At 34.8% G+C, this 18,112-nt stretch carries 20 protein-coding genes; 7 read left to right on the forward strand and 13 right to left on the reverse strand.

The annotated features are described in order from the left end of the window. From ABZC13_RS08245 to ABZC13_RS08255, 3 genes are read right to left on the reverse strand one after another with little or no spacing between them, the layout of a single operon-like run. Window positions 1–1,146 carry an ABC transporter permease gene (locus ABZC13_RS08245; protein ID WP_373002246.1) on the reverse strand — a complete coding sequence of 382 codons (1,146 nt, stop codon included), beginning with the start codon at window positions 1,144–1,146 and terminating at the stop codon, window positions 1–3. Next, window positions 1,143–2,288 carry an efflux RND transporter periplasmic adaptor subunit gene (locus ABZC13_RS08250; RefSeq protein ID WP_373002249.1) on the reverse strand — a complete coding sequence of 382 codons (1,146 nt, stop codon included), beginning with the start codon at window positions 2,286–2,288 and terminating at the stop codon, window positions 1,143–1,145. Before ABZC13_RS08250 ends, ABZC13_RS08245 begins: the two co-directional genes overlap by 4 nt. Beyond that, window positions 2,285–3,541, reverse strand: coding sequence for a TolC family protein (locus ABZC13_RS08255; protein ID WP_373002252.1), 1,257 nt, complete (start codon window positions 3,539–3,541; stop codon window positions 2,285–2,287). Before ABZC13_RS08255 ends, ABZC13_RS08250 begins: the two co-directional genes overlap by 4 nt. 155 nt (window positions 3,542–3,696) lie before the next feature. Here ABZC13_RS08255 and aspS point away from each other — a divergent pair, with 155 nt between their 5' ends. Both aspS and ABZC13_RS08265 read left to right on the forward strand, forming a co-directional pair. Beyond that, window positions 3,697–5,454 carry an aspartate--tRNA ligase gene (gene aspS, locus ABZC13_RS08260; protein WP_373002255.1) on the forward strand — a complete coding sequence of 586 codons (1,758 nt, stop codon included), beginning with the start codon at window positions 3,697–3,699 and terminating at the stop codon, window positions 5,452–5,454. Window positions 5,455–5,457: 3 nt separating this feature from the next. Then, complete coding sequence (locus tag ABZC13_RS08265; protein ID WP_373002258.1) at window positions 5,458–6,030, forward strand: adenylate kinase; 573 nt, start codon at window positions 5,458–5,460, stop codon at window positions 6,028–6,030. A gap of 43 nt (window positions 6,031–6,073) precedes the next feature. Here the strand turns inward: ABZC13_RS08265 and ABZC13_RS08270 are convergent, their stop codons facing one another. From ABZC13_RS08270 to ABZC13_RS08280, 3 genes are all read right to left on the reverse strand, one after another. Next, window positions 6,074–6,352 carry an addiction module antidote protein gene (locus ABZC13_RS08270; protein ID WP_373002261.1) on the reverse strand — a complete coding sequence of 93 codons (279 nt, stop codon included), beginning with the start codon at window positions 6,350–6,352 and terminating at the stop codon, window positions 6,074–6,076. Then, window positions 6,345–6,644: a type II toxin-antitoxin system RelE/ParE family toxin gene (locus ABZC13_RS08275; protein WP_373002264.1), complete on the reverse strand. Its 300-nt coding sequence runs from the start codon at window positions 6,642–6,644 to the stop codon at window positions 6,345–6,347. The genes ABZC13_RS08270 and ABZC13_RS08275 overlap by 8 nt, the downstream gene beginning before the upstream one ends. 216 nt (window positions 6,645–6,860) lie before the next feature. After that, a complete protein-coding gene (locus ABZC13_RS08280) occupies window positions 6,861–7,451 on the reverse strand; it encodes a hypothetical protein (protein ID WP_373002267.1) in 591 nt (196 codons plus the stop codon). A 141-nt stretch (window positions 7,452–7,592) separates the two neighbouring features. Here ABZC13_RS08280 and ABZC13_RS08285 point away from each other — a divergent pair, with 141 nt between their 5' ends. Then, the gene (locus ABZC13_RS08285) at window positions 7,593–8,246 is read left to right on the forward strand and encodes a response regulator transcription factor (protein WP_373002270.1); all 654 of its coding nucleotides are present in this window, start codon (window positions 7,593–7,595) and stop codon (window positions 8,244–8,246) included. Continuing rightward, entirely contained in the window at window positions 8,233–9,300 is a 1,068-nt protein-coding gene (locus ABZC13_RS08290) for a sensor histidine kinase (RefSeq protein WP_373002273.1), read from the forward strand. Before ABZC13_RS08285 ends, ABZC13_RS08290 begins: the two co-directional genes overlap by 14 nt. Here ABZC13_RS08290 and ABZC13_RS08295 read toward each other — a convergent pair. From ABZC13_RS08295 to ABZC13_RS08315, 5 genes are read right to left on the reverse strand one after another with little or no spacing between them, the layout of a single operon-like run. Then, on the reverse strand, window positions 9,297–9,905 hold the full coding sequence (locus tag ABZC13_RS08295) for a hypothetical protein (RefSeq protein WP_373002276.1): 609 nt from the start codon (window positions 9,903–9,905) through the stop codon (window positions 9,297–9,299). The genes ABZC13_RS08290 and ABZC13_RS08295 overlap by 4 nt on opposite strands. 51 nt (window positions 9,906–9,956) lie before the next feature. After that, complete coding sequence (locus ABZC13_RS08300; protein ID WP_373002279.1) at window positions 9,957–11,396, reverse strand: DUF1302 family protein; 1,440 nt, start codon at window positions 11,394–11,396, stop codon at window positions 9,957–9,959. Window positions 11,397–11,399: 3 nt separating this feature from the next. Continuing rightward, complete coding sequence (locus ABZC13_RS08305; protein ID WP_373002282.1) at window positions 11,400–12,182, reverse strand: outer membrane lipoprotein-sorting protein; 783 nt, start codon at window positions 12,180–12,182, stop codon at window positions 11,400–11,402. After that, window positions 12,179–14,569, reverse strand: a complete 2,391-nt coding sequence (locus tag ABZC13_RS08310; protein WP_373002285.1) for an RND family transporter — start codon at window positions 14,567–14,569, stop codon at window positions 12,179–12,181. The genes ABZC13_RS08305 and ABZC13_RS08310 overlap by 4 nt, the downstream gene beginning before the upstream one ends. 59 nt (window positions 14,570–14,628) lie before the next feature. Beyond that, entirely contained in the window at window positions 14,629–14,916 is a 288-nt protein-coding gene (locus ABZC13_RS08315; protein WP_373002288.1) for a hypothetical protein, read from the reverse strand. A gap of 241 nt (window positions 14,917–15,157) precedes the next feature. Between ABZC13_RS08315 and ABZC13_RS08320 the strand changes: the two genes are divergently transcribed. Further along, window positions 15,158–15,760, forward strand: a complete 603-nt coding sequence (locus ABZC13_RS08320) for a DUF6166 domain-containing protein (protein ID WP_373002291.1) — start codon at window positions 15,158–15,160, stop codon at window positions 15,758–15,760. A 4-nt stretch (window positions 15,761–15,764) separates the two neighbouring features. On the opposite strand, the gene ABZC13_RS08325 is transcribed toward ABZC13_RS08320, so the two are convergent. Further along, complete coding sequence (locus ABZC13_RS08325; protein ID WP_373002294.1) at window positions 15,765–17,003, reverse strand: EAL and HDOD domain-containing protein; 1,239 nt, start codon at window positions 17,001–17,003, stop codon at window positions 15,765–15,767. 107 nt (window positions 17,004–17,110) lie between these two features. Here ABZC13_RS08325 and ABZC13_RS08330 point away from each other — a divergent pair, with 107 nt between their 5' ends. Further along, the gene (locus ABZC13_RS08330) at window positions 17,111–17,302 is read left to right on the forward strand and encodes a hypothetical protein (protein WP_373002297.1); all 192 of its coding nucleotides are present in this window, start codon (window positions 17,111–17,113) and stop codon (window positions 17,300–17,302) included. A 13-nt stretch (window positions 17,303–17,315) separates the two neighbouring features. On the opposite strand, the gene ABZC13_RS08335 is transcribed toward ABZC13_RS08330, so the two are convergent. Beyond that, on the reverse strand, window positions 17,316–17,819 hold the full coding sequence (locus ABZC13_RS08335; protein WP_373002300.1) for an ankyrin repeat domain-containing protein: 504 nt from the start codon (window positions 17,817–17,819) through the stop codon (window positions 17,316–17,318). 74 nt (window positions 17,820–17,893) lie between these two features. Here ABZC13_RS08335 and ABZC13_RS08340 point away from each other — a divergent pair. Further along, window positions 17,894–18,112, forward strand: a 219-nt coding sequence (locus tag ABZC13_RS08340; RefSeq protein ID WP_373002303.1) for a tetrahydrodipicolinate N-succinyltransferase N-terminal domain-containing protein, incomplete at its 3' end; no start/stop codon positions are given.

An 18,112-nucleotide genomic window follows, 5' to 3' on the forward strand; every position in this document is an offset into this window, starting at 1 on the left:
TTAACCTCCTATTGCCGCTGCAGGATCAGCGCTTATAACTTTTTTCACACCTATAAAAGATGATAATATTGAAGCAATTATTACAACAACGAAGAGCATCCAAGCATCAGAAATCTCCAACACAACTCTTTTTGGAAATTTTTCGTATATAAGATGAGAGAATATATTGCCGGATATAAAAGCAAGAAAACCAAGCAAAAGCGTCTCTTGTACAATCATTTTTATAATAATGCTATTTGGAATCCCGATAAGTTTCATAATAGATATCTCTTTCATCTTCTCAAGTGTCATCGTGTATATTATGAGTGCTATTATGATTGTTGAGACTAAAATGAGAATTGCAGTAAAAAGACCTATCTGTTTTGAAGCTCTCTCTATAAGGTTCTTTGTTAGGATATTTTTTTGTTCTTTTTTTGTATAAACGCTTTTATGTTTCCACTCTTTTATATTTTTTGCCACAGCATCTATATCGTAACCACTCTTAAGTGTTGCGACTATGGCATTTACCATTGTTGTATCACTGTTTTTTATTCCACGTTCACGGTCATTTCGCACCCTGTTGTTAGAATATAAAAATTGGATTTTTTGTGCATCTTTTAAACTGATATAGACCAATAAATCACCACCGGAAGATACTGTTTTTTCAGTGATGCCAACTACTTCATACTTGTCTCTTGCAAGCATTATTTCATCATGCATCTTAAAACCTGTCTCTTTTGAGACAACAATTTGATAATGGTCTTTAGTAAGTTTGCCTCCTTTAACCAATCTATTTGGATTTATGGGGTTTATATTGCCAAACGGGTCATATCCTACTGCCATAACCCTTACAGGCATACTCTCTTTTGGAAGTTGTATATTTTGAAATGTTATTGCTTCACTGTACTTTACTCCATCAATAATGCTTATGGAGTCTTTTAAATCTTCATGTATTCTTGATGATTCGGCAAAAGGCCCCATAGTGTCTTCTTGAACTATCCATAAATCAGCATTTATATCGCCTATTAAAATCTCAGCATCTACTACCATACCGCGATATACGCCCATCATGATAAGAACTATGCCAAGGAGCATGCCCACACCCATAGCCGTTACTAAAAACTTACCAAGAGAGTGAGCAACATCTTTTTGGGCTAAATTAATCACTGATGAATCCTCATACCTTCACTTAGCGGCTTTTTACTGCTGTTTGGTATTAAAACAATATCGTTTTTATCCAATCCACTCATAACAGCGGCTTCGTTGTCACTTTTTGCTTGAATCTTAAGTGTTTTAAAATAAGCTTTACCATCTTTTAAAATCCAAACACCCTCTTTTTCATTTTGAATTTTTAGTGTGTTGAGAGGAACTTTCAGTGCATCTGTTATTGATTTTACCTTTATGGAAACTCTAGCTTGTTCATTTATATAAAAAGGGATAGGTAGTTTGTCAAAGGCTATGTTTATCTCTCTTTCTTGAGTAACGGCATCGCTCTGTGCGACTATTCGTTTTACATAACCATTAAACACTTTATTACTTTGAGAGCGAAGAGTAATGTATGCCTTTTGTCCAACTTCTACATCACCACTTATTCTTTCATCTATATAGGCTCTAATCCAAATAGTCTTTGGATCGACAATTTTTAAAATACTCGAAGAAGAAGTAACGCTCTGGGCAACTTGTGCCTCTTTTGAGATTACATATCCATCAACGGGAGCATAAATTTTATAACGGGAGAGTTTTGTTTTTAAAGAATTCACATTTTTCTTACTGCGCTCTACTTCAATCTTGCTTGATTCAATACGAGCCATTGTCGCTTCTAACTGTGCATCTAGGGCATCTAAGTCTGTTTTTGCTTTATCATATTCAGACTGTGAGACGAAAGATTGTTTAAGCAGGTTTTCATACCTTACAAATGTAATATGCGCCATTTCTTTTTGTGCCTTTAAGCTTTGGCTCTCTTTTTCCAATGCATTTAATTCAGATTTTGCTTTTTTTACGCTTATTTGTGTCTCTTGAAGTAGCTCAGGCATATCAACAGGGTCTATGACAACTAGCAAGTCGCCCTTTTTTACCCACAACCCCTCATCGCTAAATATAGATACTATTTTTCCTCCCGTTTGCGCATTTATAGAATATATATCTTTAGCATCTACATTGCCTATGCCAAAGACTTTAATGTCTAAATTGCCAACCGTAGGAGAAAGAGTCTTGTATGTAGTCTTTACAACATATACTTTGTTGTAAAAAATAAATCCACCAATTGCCAGTATGATTAAGATTATTGTATATTTAACTATTTTATTCATTGTGCTTTTCCTTTTAAATAATCTATACGATCTATTGCCACACTTTTTGTGTAGTAAGCCTCAAGCAATCCCAGCTCTGCATCTAGCGCCAATGACTCTGCATCAAGAACTTCCATATATGTTGAAAGACCCTCTTTATAGCGACCTTGCAAAACATCTTTTGTGTCATTTGCCCAAAGAAGTTGAGCTTGTTTTGACTCAATAGTTTTGTCATACCTACCAATATCAATAATCAAATTTGAGAGCTCTTCTTTTATGGCTAATATTTTTGACGCTTGTTGCTCTTTTGTAACTTGGATACCTATTTGAGCTTTTTGAGCTTCAGCAGTCGTTCTTCCGCCACTGTACAAAGGTATTTCTAGCGTTACACCGACAATTGATGAATCGTATGCGTTTAATGTGTCTAGATGCTTATATGAAGCGATGGCATCTACCGAACCATAGTGAGAAGCTTTGGCTGATTTATACAAAAGTATATTTTTATCTACATTTTGTGCATCTATTTTTATTTGCGAATTATTAGTTAAGATTTCTTTTTCTGTCATTGTAAACTCTTCAAAAGCATATTTCTTTTTTATTACATCAGTTTCATATGTTGTGTCTTCTTTTATCTCTTCACCCATATATAAAGATAGAGATTTTTCTGCTTTGTCAAATGAAGCTTGCGATATAGCCAGTTTTTCTTGTGCTGCGTAATAAGCAGATAAAAAACGGCTTGAATCTGCTTTAGTTTTAAGACCCTGTTTTACAAGTGCTTTTGCTTGTTCATAATAAGCTTTTTTAGATGCCAAATCCTTTTTACGAACTTCTATATCTTCTTTTTGAACTACAATGAGCTTATATAATGATTTTATCTTGTAAACCATCAATGCTCGCATGTCTTCAAGTGAAAGTTCTGCAATATTTTCGTCTATCTTAGAAACCCCGACTTTGGATGATGTCTTTTTAAAATCCCAGATTTTTTGCTTTAGATTTGCACCGACATACCAGCCGTCATCATCAACAGTGTTAAATTTTCCTCCTGAGGGAAGGACATAAGTCTGTGTAAAATCATACTCAGCCTGTACGTTTATCTGCGGTAAATAATCCGCAAAAGATATATCGTAGCTCTTTTGTGATTGTGTTATTTTTAATTCAAGAGATTTAAGGTCAGGACTGTTCGACAGTGTCTTATCTATGCTCTCTTGAAGAGTCAATGTATCGGCAAAAACATACATATACAGCAAGCTAAATACTAACAAGCTTTTTTTCATTTGATAATCCTTGTCTGATAATTGCAACATAATACAACTTTCATGTTAGCTTAATGTTAAGAGATACTCTTATCTATGCTTTATAAAGACATTGAAGAAAATATAAGCTAAGCTTGGATATAATCGCAAAAATTATTTAGTAGGACTCTATTTTTATGAGAAGTCATTATTGTACAGATTTAAGCGAAGTAAATGTAGGCGAGGACGTTGTTCTAACTGGTTGGGCAAATAACCACCGTGATCATGGTGGAATTATTTTCATCGATCTAAGAGATAAAACAGGTCTTATTCAACTAACGTGCGACCCTGAAGATGGTGCTCAGGCACATAAAGTTGCGGATGGCGTTCGTGATGAGTACGTTTTAATAGCTAAAGGTAAAGTTCGTCTTCGTGGTGAAGGTCTAACAAATCCAAAGCTTAAAACAGGTTCTATCGAGATCATCGTTACTGAACTTATCATTGAGAACAAAAGTGCTCCTGTTCCTTTTGTTATCGGTGACCCTAATGTTGGTGAAGAAACAAGACTTAAGTACCGTTACTTAGAGCTTCGTGATCCTGCAATGTATGAAACCTTTCGTCTTCGTTCTAAAGCAGCAATCGCAGCAAGAAACATCCTTGATGCAAATGGTTTCCTAGAAGTAGAAACTCCTATTCTTACTAAATCTACTCCGGAGGGTGCTAGAGATTACCTAGTTCCGTCTCGTGTACACAATGGCGAATTTTACGCTCTTCCACAATCACCACAGCTTTTCAAACAGCTGCTAATGGTCGGTGGATTTGACCGTTACTTCCAGATTGCTAAGTGTTTTCGTGATGAAGATTTAAGAGCTGACAGACAGCCTGAATTTACTCAGATAGATGTTGAGATGAGTTTTTGTGACCAAGAAGATGTAATCAAAGTAGCAGAAGACCTTCTTACTGCGATGTTTAAAGCGTGTGATATCAACATACAAGCGCCGTTTAACCGTATCACTCATAACGATGCAATGGAGCTATACGGTTCTGACAAACCAGACTTAAGATATGACCTTAAAATGGTTGACGTTATAGATATCTTTGAAAGATGTGATAATGAAATCTTTACTAACATCGCTAAAAAGCCTCATATTAACCGTATTAAAGCTCTTAAAGTTCCTGGTGCTGACTTAGTATTTTCAAAGCGTGAGATGAAAGGCTTCGAAGACTTCGTAAGACAGTTTGGCGCTCATGGTCTTGGCTACTTCCAGATGAAAGAAGATGGTCTTAAAGGTCCACTTATCAAGTTCTTCACAGAAGAAGATATTGCACTTCTTGTTGAGAGACTTGGTATGGAAGTCGGTGACGTTGTATTCTTCGGTGCAGGTGATAAGAAAACTGTATGGGATTACATGGGTAGACTTAGAATCTTCCTAGCAGAGCATGAAAAGATGAATATCTTAGATAGAGATGCTTTCGAATTTGTATGGGTTGTTGATTTCCCAATGTTCGAAGTTGAAGATGGAAGAGTAAAAGCACTTCACCATCCATTTACACAGCCTAAAGATACTGATAAAGATGATGTTGAAGATATAGAGTCTATCGCTTATGACATCGTTCTAAACGGTACTGAGCTTGGCGGTGGTTCTATTCGTATTCATAAAGAAGACGTACAAAATGAAGTATTTAAACTTCTTGGAATCGAAGAAGAAGAAGCACAAGAGAAATTTGGTTTCTTACTGGATGCACTTAAGTTTGGAGCACCTCCACATGGTGGATTTGCATTAGGATTTGACAGAATGATGATGCTTATCTCTAAGAAATCAAGCATCCGTGACGTTATCGCGTTTCCTAAAACACAAAAAGCTTCTTGTATCCTTACAAAAGCACCTAGCGAAGTTGACAACACTCAGCTTAGAGATTTACATATTCGTCTTAGAGAACAGAAAAAAGTATAATTGATGAAAAAACTATTTCTAATTATCGGAGCTCCAGGCTCCGGTAAGACTACAGATGCAGAACTAATAGCTCAGCAAAATGACAACATCACTCACTACTCTACCGGCGACATGCTTAGAGCAGAAGTTGCTAGTGGTAGTGAGCTTGGAGCTGAGATAGACAGTTTTATATCTAAAGGGCTTATTGTTCCTATTAAGATTGCTATTGAGACTATTGTAAACGCTATTAAAAATGCTCCTACTGATATTATCATCATAGATGGTTATCCTAGAAGCATGGAGCAGTTAAACGCTTTAGATGAGTACTTAAACGGTGATGATTCATCTTTAGAGCTTTGCAGTGTTATAGAAGTTGAAGTCAGTGAAGAGACTGCAAGAGACAGAGTTCTTGGTCGTGCCCGCGGTGCTGATGACAACACAGAAGTCTTTGACAACCGCATGAAAGTCTACACAGAGCCTCTAGCAGACATACAAGCTTTCTATAGTGCAAAAAACATCTTAAAAGTGATTTCAGGTGAAGGAACTATTGAAGAGATAGTTGCTGAGATGGGAACTTTTATAGAATCTAAAATATAGTTTAATATCTTTTTCTAGTTCCCAAGTTTTATTTGGGAACTATTTAAGCCGTTGCTTGCAATTTTATACCAAGTGAATTTAAAACTTTACTAACTGTTTCAAACTTAGGATGAGCTCCGGCACTAAAAGACTTATATAAACTCTCTCTTCCCAAACCAGTGTCTTTTGCTATTTGAGTCATTCCATTTGCTTTTGCAATATTACCAATAGCCTCCAAAAACTCATCGTTATCTCCATCTTGCAAAACTTGTGTTAAATACTCTGCTATTACTTTTTTATCGTCAAGATACTCAGCTATATCAAATGTAGTTAAATTATGCATCTTCGAGCTCCTTTATAATTTTTTTTGCTTTTTTTATATCATCACTTTGTGAGGATTTATCTCCACAAATAAGTAAAATAATTATTTTTTCGTCCTCTTTGGTATAGTAAACTCTATATCCCGGACCTGTTGTAATCCTAAGCTCATACAAAGTGTCGCCAACAGATTTAAAGTCTCCAAAGTTTCCATGTTTCATTCTATCAACTCTACGAAGTATGGTAACTTTTCCTTTAATATCTTTAAGTTTTAACAACCATTTTGAAAATTGCTCAGTTTCTTTTATCGTATACATTATATATTGTATCCTAAAAGATACATGAAAGTCAATTTCTTATTAAGTCGCACGTTCCACATCGTAATACCTCTCCTGAGGTGTGATGTATTATTATGCTTATTTACTTTTGAATACATTCCACCTTGGGAAAGGTGGATCGAGAGAAAATATAATCTAATAACTTTCTTCCAGTTTCCAAGTTTTACTTGGGAACTTATTGACTCTGAGAATTCGTTACGTATTCTTATCAACATATTTATATTTCCGACTACTACCATCTTTTACACTTTTAATACGCCGTTCTTTTAGTAATAAACCTAAGATACTATAAGTTAAATAGTCTTTTTGTTTTCCAGCATTATCACTTTGTAAACCAAGATAATGAGCTGCATCTGAATTTGTAATGCCATGTGCATTTGATTTTGAAAACTCTTCTAATGCATCTTTTAAGAGTTTAATACCTATCTGAGATTTTTCAATAGCTCCAGTGGGTACATTAATATTTTTTTGTACTTTTCGAGTTAATGTTCCGGATGGTACAACTGAATTATAAAGAGTTCCACCATTTTCAAGGATACCAAAGCTTGAAATTAGTTCCGATTCAATTTTTAATGATTGATACTCTGTAAGATCTTCAACTAATTTAGAAATAATTACATCTTTACCACTTTTAATAATTTCTTTTATGAATCGTCCCTTTAGAGTTTCATCAATATTTATAACATGATCCCATGCTCGATTTCCTGTTCCCTTCCCAATATAAAAAATTTGAGCAGGATTTTTACGTGGGTCTTTTAATGCATAAACATAATATGAGCTTGACAAAGTATTTCCTTTTACATATAACTATCTATTTGACAAGTATTATAGCAACAAATATAGATATATAAAAATTAATTTTTTTCTATGTTAAGCCTATATTTGCAGATGCTTGCTATAATCTAATATATTTTAAAAAGGTTTACAGTGGCACGAATACTCTTGGTCGAAGATGATGCAATACTTTCTGAGACTCTTGTTGAGTTGTTAGAAGATGAGGGTTATAACCTGACTCTTGCTCAAAGTGCCAACGAAGCCCTGGAAGCTACTTACTCAAATGAGTTTGAGCTTATGCTATTAGATGTAAACATTCCTGACCAAAATGGCTTTGAACTGCTACAGATGCTAAGAAGTTCAGGAAATACAACTCCTTCTATATTTTTAACATCTCTGAATGACATAGCATCTCTTTCTCGCGGTTTTGAAGTCGGTGCAGATGACTATATAAAAAAGCCTTTTGATTTTGATGAGCTTATCATCCGCATACAGGCACTTCTTAGAAAGTCGTTCAACGCTAAAAACAATGAGATAAAGTACAACTCTTTACTTTATAAAATCTCGACAAACGAACTCCTAGATGCAGGCAGACTCGTCCAATTTGCTCCACAAGAGCAGAAACTGCTCTCCCTACTCTTTAAGCGCATAGATGAGACCATAACGAAGCAAGAGCTTCTTCACGAGCTAGACAGCGTAAATGAGTCTAGCGAAGGCGCACTAAGAGTATACATAACAAAACTACGAAAAGCAGGTTTAGAGATACAAACTATAAAAGGTACAGGATACAGACTTGTTAAAGCATGAGAAAAAAGCGTTTATAAAGTTCTTTGCCACCTACTTTGGCAGTGTAGCCATACTTATCTTGGCATCAGGGTTCTTTTACTTTGAAGAACAGAAGCAGATGCTCATAAAAAAAGAGCATTTTTCTATGATAGACCATATTAGACAGTTTAAGATGAAACTGCCGCTTCCTGAAAAAAGCTCCATTACATACGAGATACTTGATATAAAAATACCCGACTTCAATATGAATAACTTTACCATCAAAGAGAATTATTTTGAAAAATATATGCCGTATAGCTGGGACGGTGGTTATCTGCTTGTAAAAAAAGACAAAAGTGAGTTTTACAAAAATCTTTTTTCTGTTAAAGTAAAGATTATATCTGCTCAGGTACTTTTACTTTTGCTCTTTGCAACACTCAGCTACTTTCTTGCTCTTCGGGCACTTAGACCGATGCAAGAAGCAATCGTAAAACTTGACAACTTCTCAAAAGACCTCATTCACGACTTAAACACACCTCTGACTTCCATACTCTTAAATATGAAGCTTCTGGAGAAAAACAGTGACTTTGATGGAAATAAGCCTCTCAGCAGAATCAAAAAAAATGTTGAAAACATCTCTGAACTTCATAACAACCTCACTACCCTGCTTCAAGAAGACACGATGCTTGTCAGCGAGCAAAACATCGTAAAAATCATTGAAGACGTAGTACAGACTCATCAAAAGATATATTCGCATCTAGAGTATGAGATAGAACTAAAAGAGTTTTTTGCATCTGTAAATACAAATGCATTTTCTCAAGTCCTTACAAATCTTATCTCAAATGCGAGTAAATACAACAAGCAAGATGGCTTTATAAGAATCTACTCTATCAATAGAGTTGTATATATTGAAGATAATGGCGTTGGAATTAAAAATCCAAGTGAAATATTTAACCGTTCTTACACAGAACAAAAGAGCGGAACAGGAATAGGTCTGGACATCACAAAAAGACTTTGTGAAGCTATGGACATAGAGATATCTGCTGTTTCAGAAGTCGGAGTTGGTACTACTGTTAGTTTGAAGTTTAAAGGCTAATGTAGTTCTTCAATATCTTCAATATCTTTAAAATCTTTTCTTATTTTGTTTAACTCTTCTTTATATTTTAGATAATCACCATGGTTGAAAAAATTGCCATATCTTGAATGGTTGTCTTTAAGTGGTCTTGAGTGTTTTATAGGACACCAAAACTGTTCAGTTCTTGCCGCTATCTCTCTAACATAAGATGTGACACCGTTAAAATATTCACAATACAAACAGTTTATTTTTTCGATTCTACCTAGATAAAATAGGTTATATCTGTCTATTACTACGTGATCTTTTCTTTTTACTTTTGGGATTTTATATATTGGAAAACAGACTGCTTGAAATATGCTTACCATCAAATCTATAACTATTATTGGCAGTATCATAGCCCAAATAAAAGGAATAGTCAGAGTCGCACCTATTGGCAGGGATGATACATATTTTATAGAACTGATTATCTTCGATCTACCTTCTTTGAGTAGACTCTTTTCAAATTCTTCTTTTTCATCTTCGAGTCTTAGGAGAAGTTCTTTTTGCCTGCTGTTAAACTCGCAGATCAGTTCATTCTCTAAAACTCTTATTTTTGCCGTTATCTCATCAATTCTACTATCAAACATCTGTTAAACCCCGTTTTTTAACATGATACAGATAAAAACTATACAAACAGATTAAAAACTATAAGTTATATCCGCAAAGACTCTATCGTTGTCTTTTATTGCTTTCATAAGTGGCTTATCACCGTCTATATACTCTACTATACCAGCATTTAAGCCTATAGCATCTGCTACTTCATACTCTATCCAGATTCTGGCAAAACCGCCGTTTTGCCAGCTTGAACCAAAGATGCTAAGAAGTGCCGTAGCATTTAGAGAGTCATTGTAAAAGCTTTTTGTTGCACGCAGAGCCGTTTGTACCTCATCTTCATCAACGTAATCTGGTCTTGGTACGACCTTTGACATCTGTGCTTCGTAGTCAAATATATGTCTGTTTGCTACCTCAACAGACAGCACAGTGTCTTTTATACCCATATAGTCAAAACCTATAAGTGCATCCAGACGACTCTTAGCATCTCTAGTGGAGTTATATTTCACACCATCAAGAAGTGCTACTTCACTCTTTAGAAGCCAACTCCCGGATGCTATGTTTATGGCAGAACCCAGCATCTGAACCTTAGTGACTTTACGAGTCATAGTGTCAGGGTCTATATGCCATTTTTGATCAAGTACGTCAGCAGCGTAAAAAGAAAGATCCCAGCCTGAGAAAACACCGTTTGCTCCAAAGGCATACTGCATATTGTTCCATGATGTGTTTGGAGTCTCTAACTCTATAAAAGGATTTGGAGCTACAGGAAAAATAGCATCTACCGGAAAAAACTCACTTCTGGCAGGTGCTTCTATCATGATACGGTTCTCGGGAATAACCATAACCGAGAAGTTCCACGCACCGTAGTAATAGTCAAACTTAAACATCCCGACACTAAGTCTGAGGTCTTCTATGTCTGTCATAGCAGGTGTACGATTATCAAGAGGGTTGATTACATCTGTAATCCTAATGCTGTCTGATTTACCCCATACAACTATCTGTCGCCCTATCTTGGCATCCAGAGATGATGTTATCTTTCCTTGAACATATGTGTCATCCAGTCTTAGTTGAGTTTTGTATGCATCTAGTATGTCATCACTATAGCTATTTGTAGAGTGTATGTCGTAGATGGCATCGTAGAAAGTATCACCGCTAACCTTTAGTTTCCAGTCATCGGATAGTTTTGCATCTAGCTCTAAAAATAGTGAGGTCTGAGCTTGGTTTACTCCAGAGTACTCTACTCCATTCACCTTATGCTCTTTGTAACCTACAGAGGTCTTAAAAGCTAAATCACCGCTAATAGTTACTTTTCTTTCTTCTTCTTTCTTTTGTATAATTTCTTTAGATTCTATCTCTTGTGTAGGCTCTTCATCGAAACCTGATAAGTCAGCATCTGCTTCACTTGGTTTTTCAACAACTTCTTCACTGTCAAATCCACTTAGATCATCTTCTATACTTGAATCTGCATAGATGCTAGATACCAGACTAATAGCAACAAAAGAAGATATAAGCGCTTTTGTCAGCATCTACTATAAACCTCTCTCTAAAGTACGTGTAGAAAAGAAAGACTCTTCAAGATTTTGGTTGTATTTTATATCTGAAAACTCAAATACAGTTTTGTGTAGTGTCTTCTTACCCTTCTTAGTTACCATCTGCATCTGCTTAATCGTCCAAATGCCATCTATCTCTTCTAGTGAATTGATTTTCATATACTTTAACTTTTTACCTGCTTTTATATAGTGGAGTGCCTGAACAATTACAAAGTTATCCTGACGAACAAATACTATAGACTTTGTATATCCAGTCTCTTCTATTGTCTTATCTGTTTTTGGAGTAACCAGCATCTGCCAAGTTTTGTGTCCATCTACAACTGCTTCTTTCATTACTTTATATGTATAGTCTTGCACATTTCTTGATGTCATATCAGAGTAAGTAAAATCACTTCCCATAAAAGATGAGCTCTTATCACTAGATGCTATACGCTTAACTTTTCTAAGTTCCGGCAGATATAGCCACTGATCATCATCTTTGTTTGAGTCTTCATAGTCGTAAGTTAAAAAAGCTGTATTTCTAACATCTGCAGGGGAGAGAAAGAACATAAGCTTTAGCTCATCTTCTCCCTTGTCTTTTGCATATCTCTTCAGGTCACGAACTCTTTCATTGCCTTGCTTATCTATAAGTATCATCTTCATATTTGATGTGGAGTTATCACCATCATCTCTATCATGCACTTTTTGTGCTATCTCTTGTCCTGTAATGGCAAATAGTGAGCTTAGTGTTAAACTAGCTATTAAAAGTGTCTTTAAAATCATTTATTATCCTTTGTTATTAGTGTAAGTAGCGCAGGGCCAAGTATTATGTTTGATATAAGCGCTATTGTTATTGATCCCCCTGCTAGTATCCCAAAGTTTATTAGATTACTAAGAGATGCAAACATATAGACAAAGAAGCCTAGAGAGAGAACAACACTCGTAGCAACAAGTGCACGACCTGTTCCTGTCATAGTTCTTACAACAGACTCTCTAGTCCCTAAACCTTGATGATGGTATCTTGCGAAGTTATGGAAAAAGTGGACTGTATCATCAACTGATAGTCCTATAACTATGGCACCGACCAACATCGTAAACATATCAAGAGGCATATCAACTACAGCCATAAATCCTAGAGCCATTATAACTGGAAGAACGTTTGGTATCATACTTGTAAGACCTATCTTAAAACTTCCAAGAAGAATCATCATCATAATAGCAATAAGTATAAATGCTGTTATGTAACTAGTCGCCATTGATGTCATAGCAGCAGATAGAGTTCTTTGAAATAGTGGAACCATTCCTGTAATAGTAATCTCTACATCGTTTCCAAGCTCACTCTTCATTAAAGATGTAAGTTCCTGAGACAGTTCTTCATATTCCCCAGCTTCCATCCATGGAAGTTTAAACGTTACACGAGCTTTAGAAAATGAAGAGTCTACTAGATCTTCAAGGTCATCACTTCCGCTATTTTCAAAAAGTAAAAACTCCTGAGGGATAAGAGCATCATTATCTGTTATAGCATAGTATGCTTCGTTATTCTCATGCAGTGCTCTATGAATCTCTTTTAATACTTCAGCAACACTCCAACCCTTTCCTACAAAGTACTTGTCATTTTCTACAGCTTCAGCCTTACGAACAACAGAGTCAATTTTTTTTAGAAGTTCTGAGTTATATAGACCATTCTCTTTTTTTGTATCTAGTATAACCTCCATAGTAACAGAACCTTTTAGTTCTCTGTCTACTACTTCTGTTGATAGTTTTATCGGAGAGTCATCCGGTTGCCAGCTAAGTGGATCGTGAGTAAAGTTAACTTTTGTTGCGGCAAATATAGATACTACTATGATTACAACACTTACGCCAACTATCGTTTTTGCATGATCAACACTAAAGAGTGCTACACGAGTTAAAAGAGCATCCATCTTTTTTGTTTTTTCTATATGTTTTTCTTTTGCCTGTTTTATTGGGAGTATTGCAAGTATTGCAGGTAATGTAATCATTGTATTCAGAAGTGCTATCATGATACCAACAGCTGCAAATAGACCTAGGTCTGCAATAGGTGCAATAGCTGCAGTAGAAAATGATAGTAATCCAGCAGCAGTTGTTAAAGATGTCATGATAATCGCAAGACCTGAATGCCCAAGAGCATAAGATACAGCCTTATTCTTATCTCCATTATCATTGTAGTGTTTAAAGAACATCGCCAGTAGATGCACAACTGCCCCGATGCCAACTGCAAGGAGGAATGATGGAAGAATCTGAGTAGGAATAGATATCGGAGTTCCAACAAGCGCCATAGTTCCCATAGTAGTTAATAGAGAAAGAGCAACTATGAAAATAGGAAGTATTACTGCACTAACTCTTCTAAATACTACAAAAAGGAATATCATCATCATAAGAAGTACAAGTTTTACGAACTTTTGCATATCTTTTTGAACTGCACGCTTATTAAAGTCATTTACGGCAAGTGAACCGGCGATAAATACATCAAAGTTCTCTGTAGTAAACTTCTTTGCTATTGTCTCAGCAGCAGCTACCATTTCACTCTTTGAACTGTCTTTTAGAAACTCCAGTTTTTGTTTTTCTTTTGACTCATCATCTGAGAAACCTGCTAAATCGTTTCCACCGATTGAACCCTCATATGCGCTTGGTTCTAAAATGATAGTAGTAAGAGTAAGATCTTGACTGAGAAGAAGGTTTTTATACATTACATTGTTAACAGCTAGATTCTTTTTAAGTTCTAACTCTTCTTTACTTTTTGGAAACTCTGCAAAGAGATCTTCTACTATCAGTCTATCACCTTCACCTCTTGTATTTCGTGCATTTATTAGTGAAGTTATGTCATTAAGATGCGGGATATTATTTTCTAACTCTTGATGCAGAGCTTGCAGCTTCTCTAAAAACTCACTCTCAAAGATATTTTTACTTCGAACAACAACCATGATCTTTTCATCTTGACCAAACTGCTCTTTAAAAGCTTCATACCTGACTAAGGCAGGATCACTGTCGTGCAAAAAGCCTTCAGTTGATGTATCAATGGTGATTTTAGGCAGATTTGATATAAGAGCAATGCTAAATATCAAGATAAGAAAGATAATTTTTATTGGATTTTGAGTGATTTTATCACCCATAGCCTCCAAAGAAGCTTCAGTTTTACTACGCCAGTTCATATATTCCCCTATTAAATAATACGTAATAGTATTATTTTTACATTAGGGGAATGTTAATACTAGTCTTCTTCTACAAATCCAAATTCTTCTTCGTCACCCTTTTGAGCTTCTAAAATATCATCTATAAGTTCTTTAGCTTCTTCTTCATCGATATCACCAGCTTTAATGTCTTCTAGAACATCTTGCAAGTCAGCTTTGAACTCACGAAGTTCTTCTATCTCTTCTTTTGCATCTTCACTGGCATCTTTATTATCAGCTATCTCTTCAAAAATCTCATCCAATCTTTCATCAATATCCGGGATAACGCTTTTAGTAAGCAGTTCTTCTAATTTTTCTACATTAGACATGTAATTTCCTTAAATTATTTGTGACATCATACTAAAAAAAGGTAAAAGGATTAATAAATTATGGATTATGTCGATATAAACACATCATAAATCAAGGAATATTATCATGTTAGTTTGGTTATTGGTATTTTTATTGCTAGTGGTGATTAGTTATGTTGTTTATAGAGTCTCTTTTTATAAAAAAGAAGTAGACTCAAAAAGTACCAATCAACATTATACTTTCAAAATATAAGAGAGAATTATGGCTATCAGAAACAATCATGTATTTAAAGGGCACAAGACACTACTAGGAAGCAGGTATGTAACTTACGCGGAAGTTGAGCTACCTCTGAAATATGAACTATTTTCCAAATCAAAAGATGGATTTGACTGGGGACATAATAGTTCTGCTTCAATTCAACTTGCATTTTCAATGCTTCATCAACTAAGTGATATAGAGTTTGCTACAGAGCATGCTCCTCAGTTTTGTCAAGAGGTAGTAAGGTCACTAAATTCCAGAGACTGGATACTAAATGCTGCTGACGTTGTAGAATGGATAGAGAAAAATTCGGATGAATCTAGACTGCAAGCTCAATCTATGACTATGAGTATGGTTAAACCGCCACAAAAAGCTAAAAAAGTAAAAAGAAATGTTGTTAAAGACGTATGTCGTGAACTTTCTATTACACAGAAAAATCTTGCAGAGATTTTAGAAGTTCCAGAAGGTACCGTAAGTAGTTGGGCTGTTAAAAATGAAATTCCTAGACTTGGCAAGAAAGCGATAGAGTTCTACATTCAAAATAGAAAAAACCAAGAAGTTGTAGATAGCTATAAAAACTTTGTCAAGCTTTTACAAAGCGCATAATATTTTATGCGTTTCTTGAGTTTTCGAACTCATTTGCACTTTGTATAACTTCAAATGTCAGCTTTTCTAACTCTTCTGTCTCTATGTCATACTTGTCGCAAAAATCTTCTACAGCTTTAATATCAAACTTTTCAAGATTTTTTGCAAACATAAAAATCTCTCCAAGAACGCCATTACCATTAGTGATAGCATCTTTAATTTCAGAATCTATATTTAACTCTTCTAAAATAGAATTCATACTAACATTAAACAAAGTATCAAGCAGTGATATAACACCAACGAAATAAACTTTAGAAGAGAGATCTTTAACACCGCTGTCTTCTATCTGCTTAGAAACTTCAACCATAAGATTTGTTCTATTCTTTAAAAGTTGCATTAGCGGTGATTCTGTCTCTTGCTCATCAGGGGTTGTGTTTGTAGAGTAAACCATTAACATAAGCCATTGAGTAAGAGGTGTTCTTCCCATTAGTGTCAATATCTGACGGACTGATGAAATATTTTGCCTAAAGTGAAATGAACCAGAATTAACATACTTTAAAAGCTGTAATGAAATAGCATGATTTTCTTCAAATTTTTCAACAATTTCATCGATACTTGAATCACTCATAATGTAATTACAAAGGTTGATGGCTTTAAGGCTGTTTGGATCAAATTTTTCTTGTTCCAAAATTTTTGGCTTAGAGAAGAAGTAACCTTGGACGTAATCACCTTTAAACTCTTTAGCTTTGTCATACATTTCATGAGTTTCAACTTTTGTAAAAATAACTGTTAAATCTTTATCTTCAAGAAGTTCTAACTTCTCTTTAGGTGTGTTTATATCTACTTTTATATAAGTTATATACTTTAAAAGGTTAGAAAACTTATCGAGTATTTCTTTAGTAAGCAGAACGTCATTTATAGCTAAAAGATATCCCATTTCGCTGAGTTGTATAATTCTTTGCTCAAGAGCTTCTGTAAACTCCATGTTTGCCTGCAGAGCAAATATAAAATGCTCTTTAGGGATATAAAACACAACATCATGCATTAAAAATTTTTTATCTGCTTTTATGAAGGCTTTATTGTTCCCTAAGAGATTTTTTACGCCAAATTTATTTAGCACATTACTTAAAACAGTTACTGTTGCGTGTCTGTCATTTTTTATGTTTGAGCTTTGATTAGAGTCTCTATATAATAATTCATACGCAAATATATTGTCGTACTTATCTAAAATAGGTTGTCTAGCTATATATAAGTTTGAGTGCATGATAAATCTCTATTAGCAAATTTTATAAAATTATACAAAAATATCCTTAAGCTCACAAAAAGTGATTCTTTGATACTATATAACTTACTATATAGTAAGGAATATTTATGAAACCAAAAGACGAGATTACAAGAAGTCTGCTCATCGATAGAAGTACGTGGGATGAGGCTATGAAATACTCTAGAAGCAGATATAAAATGAGCTTGAGTAAAGTAGTAGAATCACTTCTTCAAGACTGGCTTGCTAAAGAAAAAAGAAAGCCGTTAGACAACGAAAAACAAGGTAAATTTTTTCACTAGAAATATTTTAATATTATCTAGTATAAGCCTTGTTTCTCGGACTATCTGGATCATACTCCAAAATTTCCAAAACACTTTTTTTATTCATTTTTCTAGCAAAATCAATAGCTGAAAAACCCTTTGTATCAACTGCATTTTGATCTGCACCGTGCTTGATAAGGAGCTTAGCTATATCTAATCTTCCGTAAGAAGCAGCTGCCATTAAAGGCGTAAACTTACTTCTTCTCTGTGTAAAATTTACATCTATCCCCTGCTCAATTATATACTCTACCATACCAATATTATTATATGTAATTGACATATCAAATATACTTACACCTTCATCATCAAAGTCATAAAAATCCGCACCATTCTCTACAAGTAACATCAATAAGTCCATATCGCATCTGCTTCTTATAGCATATGCCAAGACTGATTCACCTGTTTCATTTGCTTCATTTACATCCGCACCATCTTTAATATACTTTTTAACACTCATAAAATCATTGTTTTTTAAATATTCTATCCATTTATTCATAATGTAAGTATATATAAATTTTTGTTAGTAGTTTTTAAGTATAATGCCTCCAATAAATTATTAAGCGAGAATTCATGGAAACAATACAAACAACAGATGCTTTTAAAGCATTAATACAAAGCATTAAGTCAGAAATACCTGGGTACAAAGATCCTTTAGCATTTGGTATCTGTAGAGTTGATTTAGGTCAGATTAATATTGAAAAAACACTTCAAGCTACATACCCTTTAGTTAACTGGAATGAGAACTTTGGTAGTGCTGCTATCTTCATCAAAGCATTGGCAGAGCAAGGG

This window comes from Sulfurimonas sp., assembly GCF_041563035.1.
In the GTDB taxonomy this organism is placed as follows: domain Bacteria; phylum Campylobacterota; class Campylobacteria; order Campylobacterales; family Sulfurimonadaceae; genus Sulfurimonas.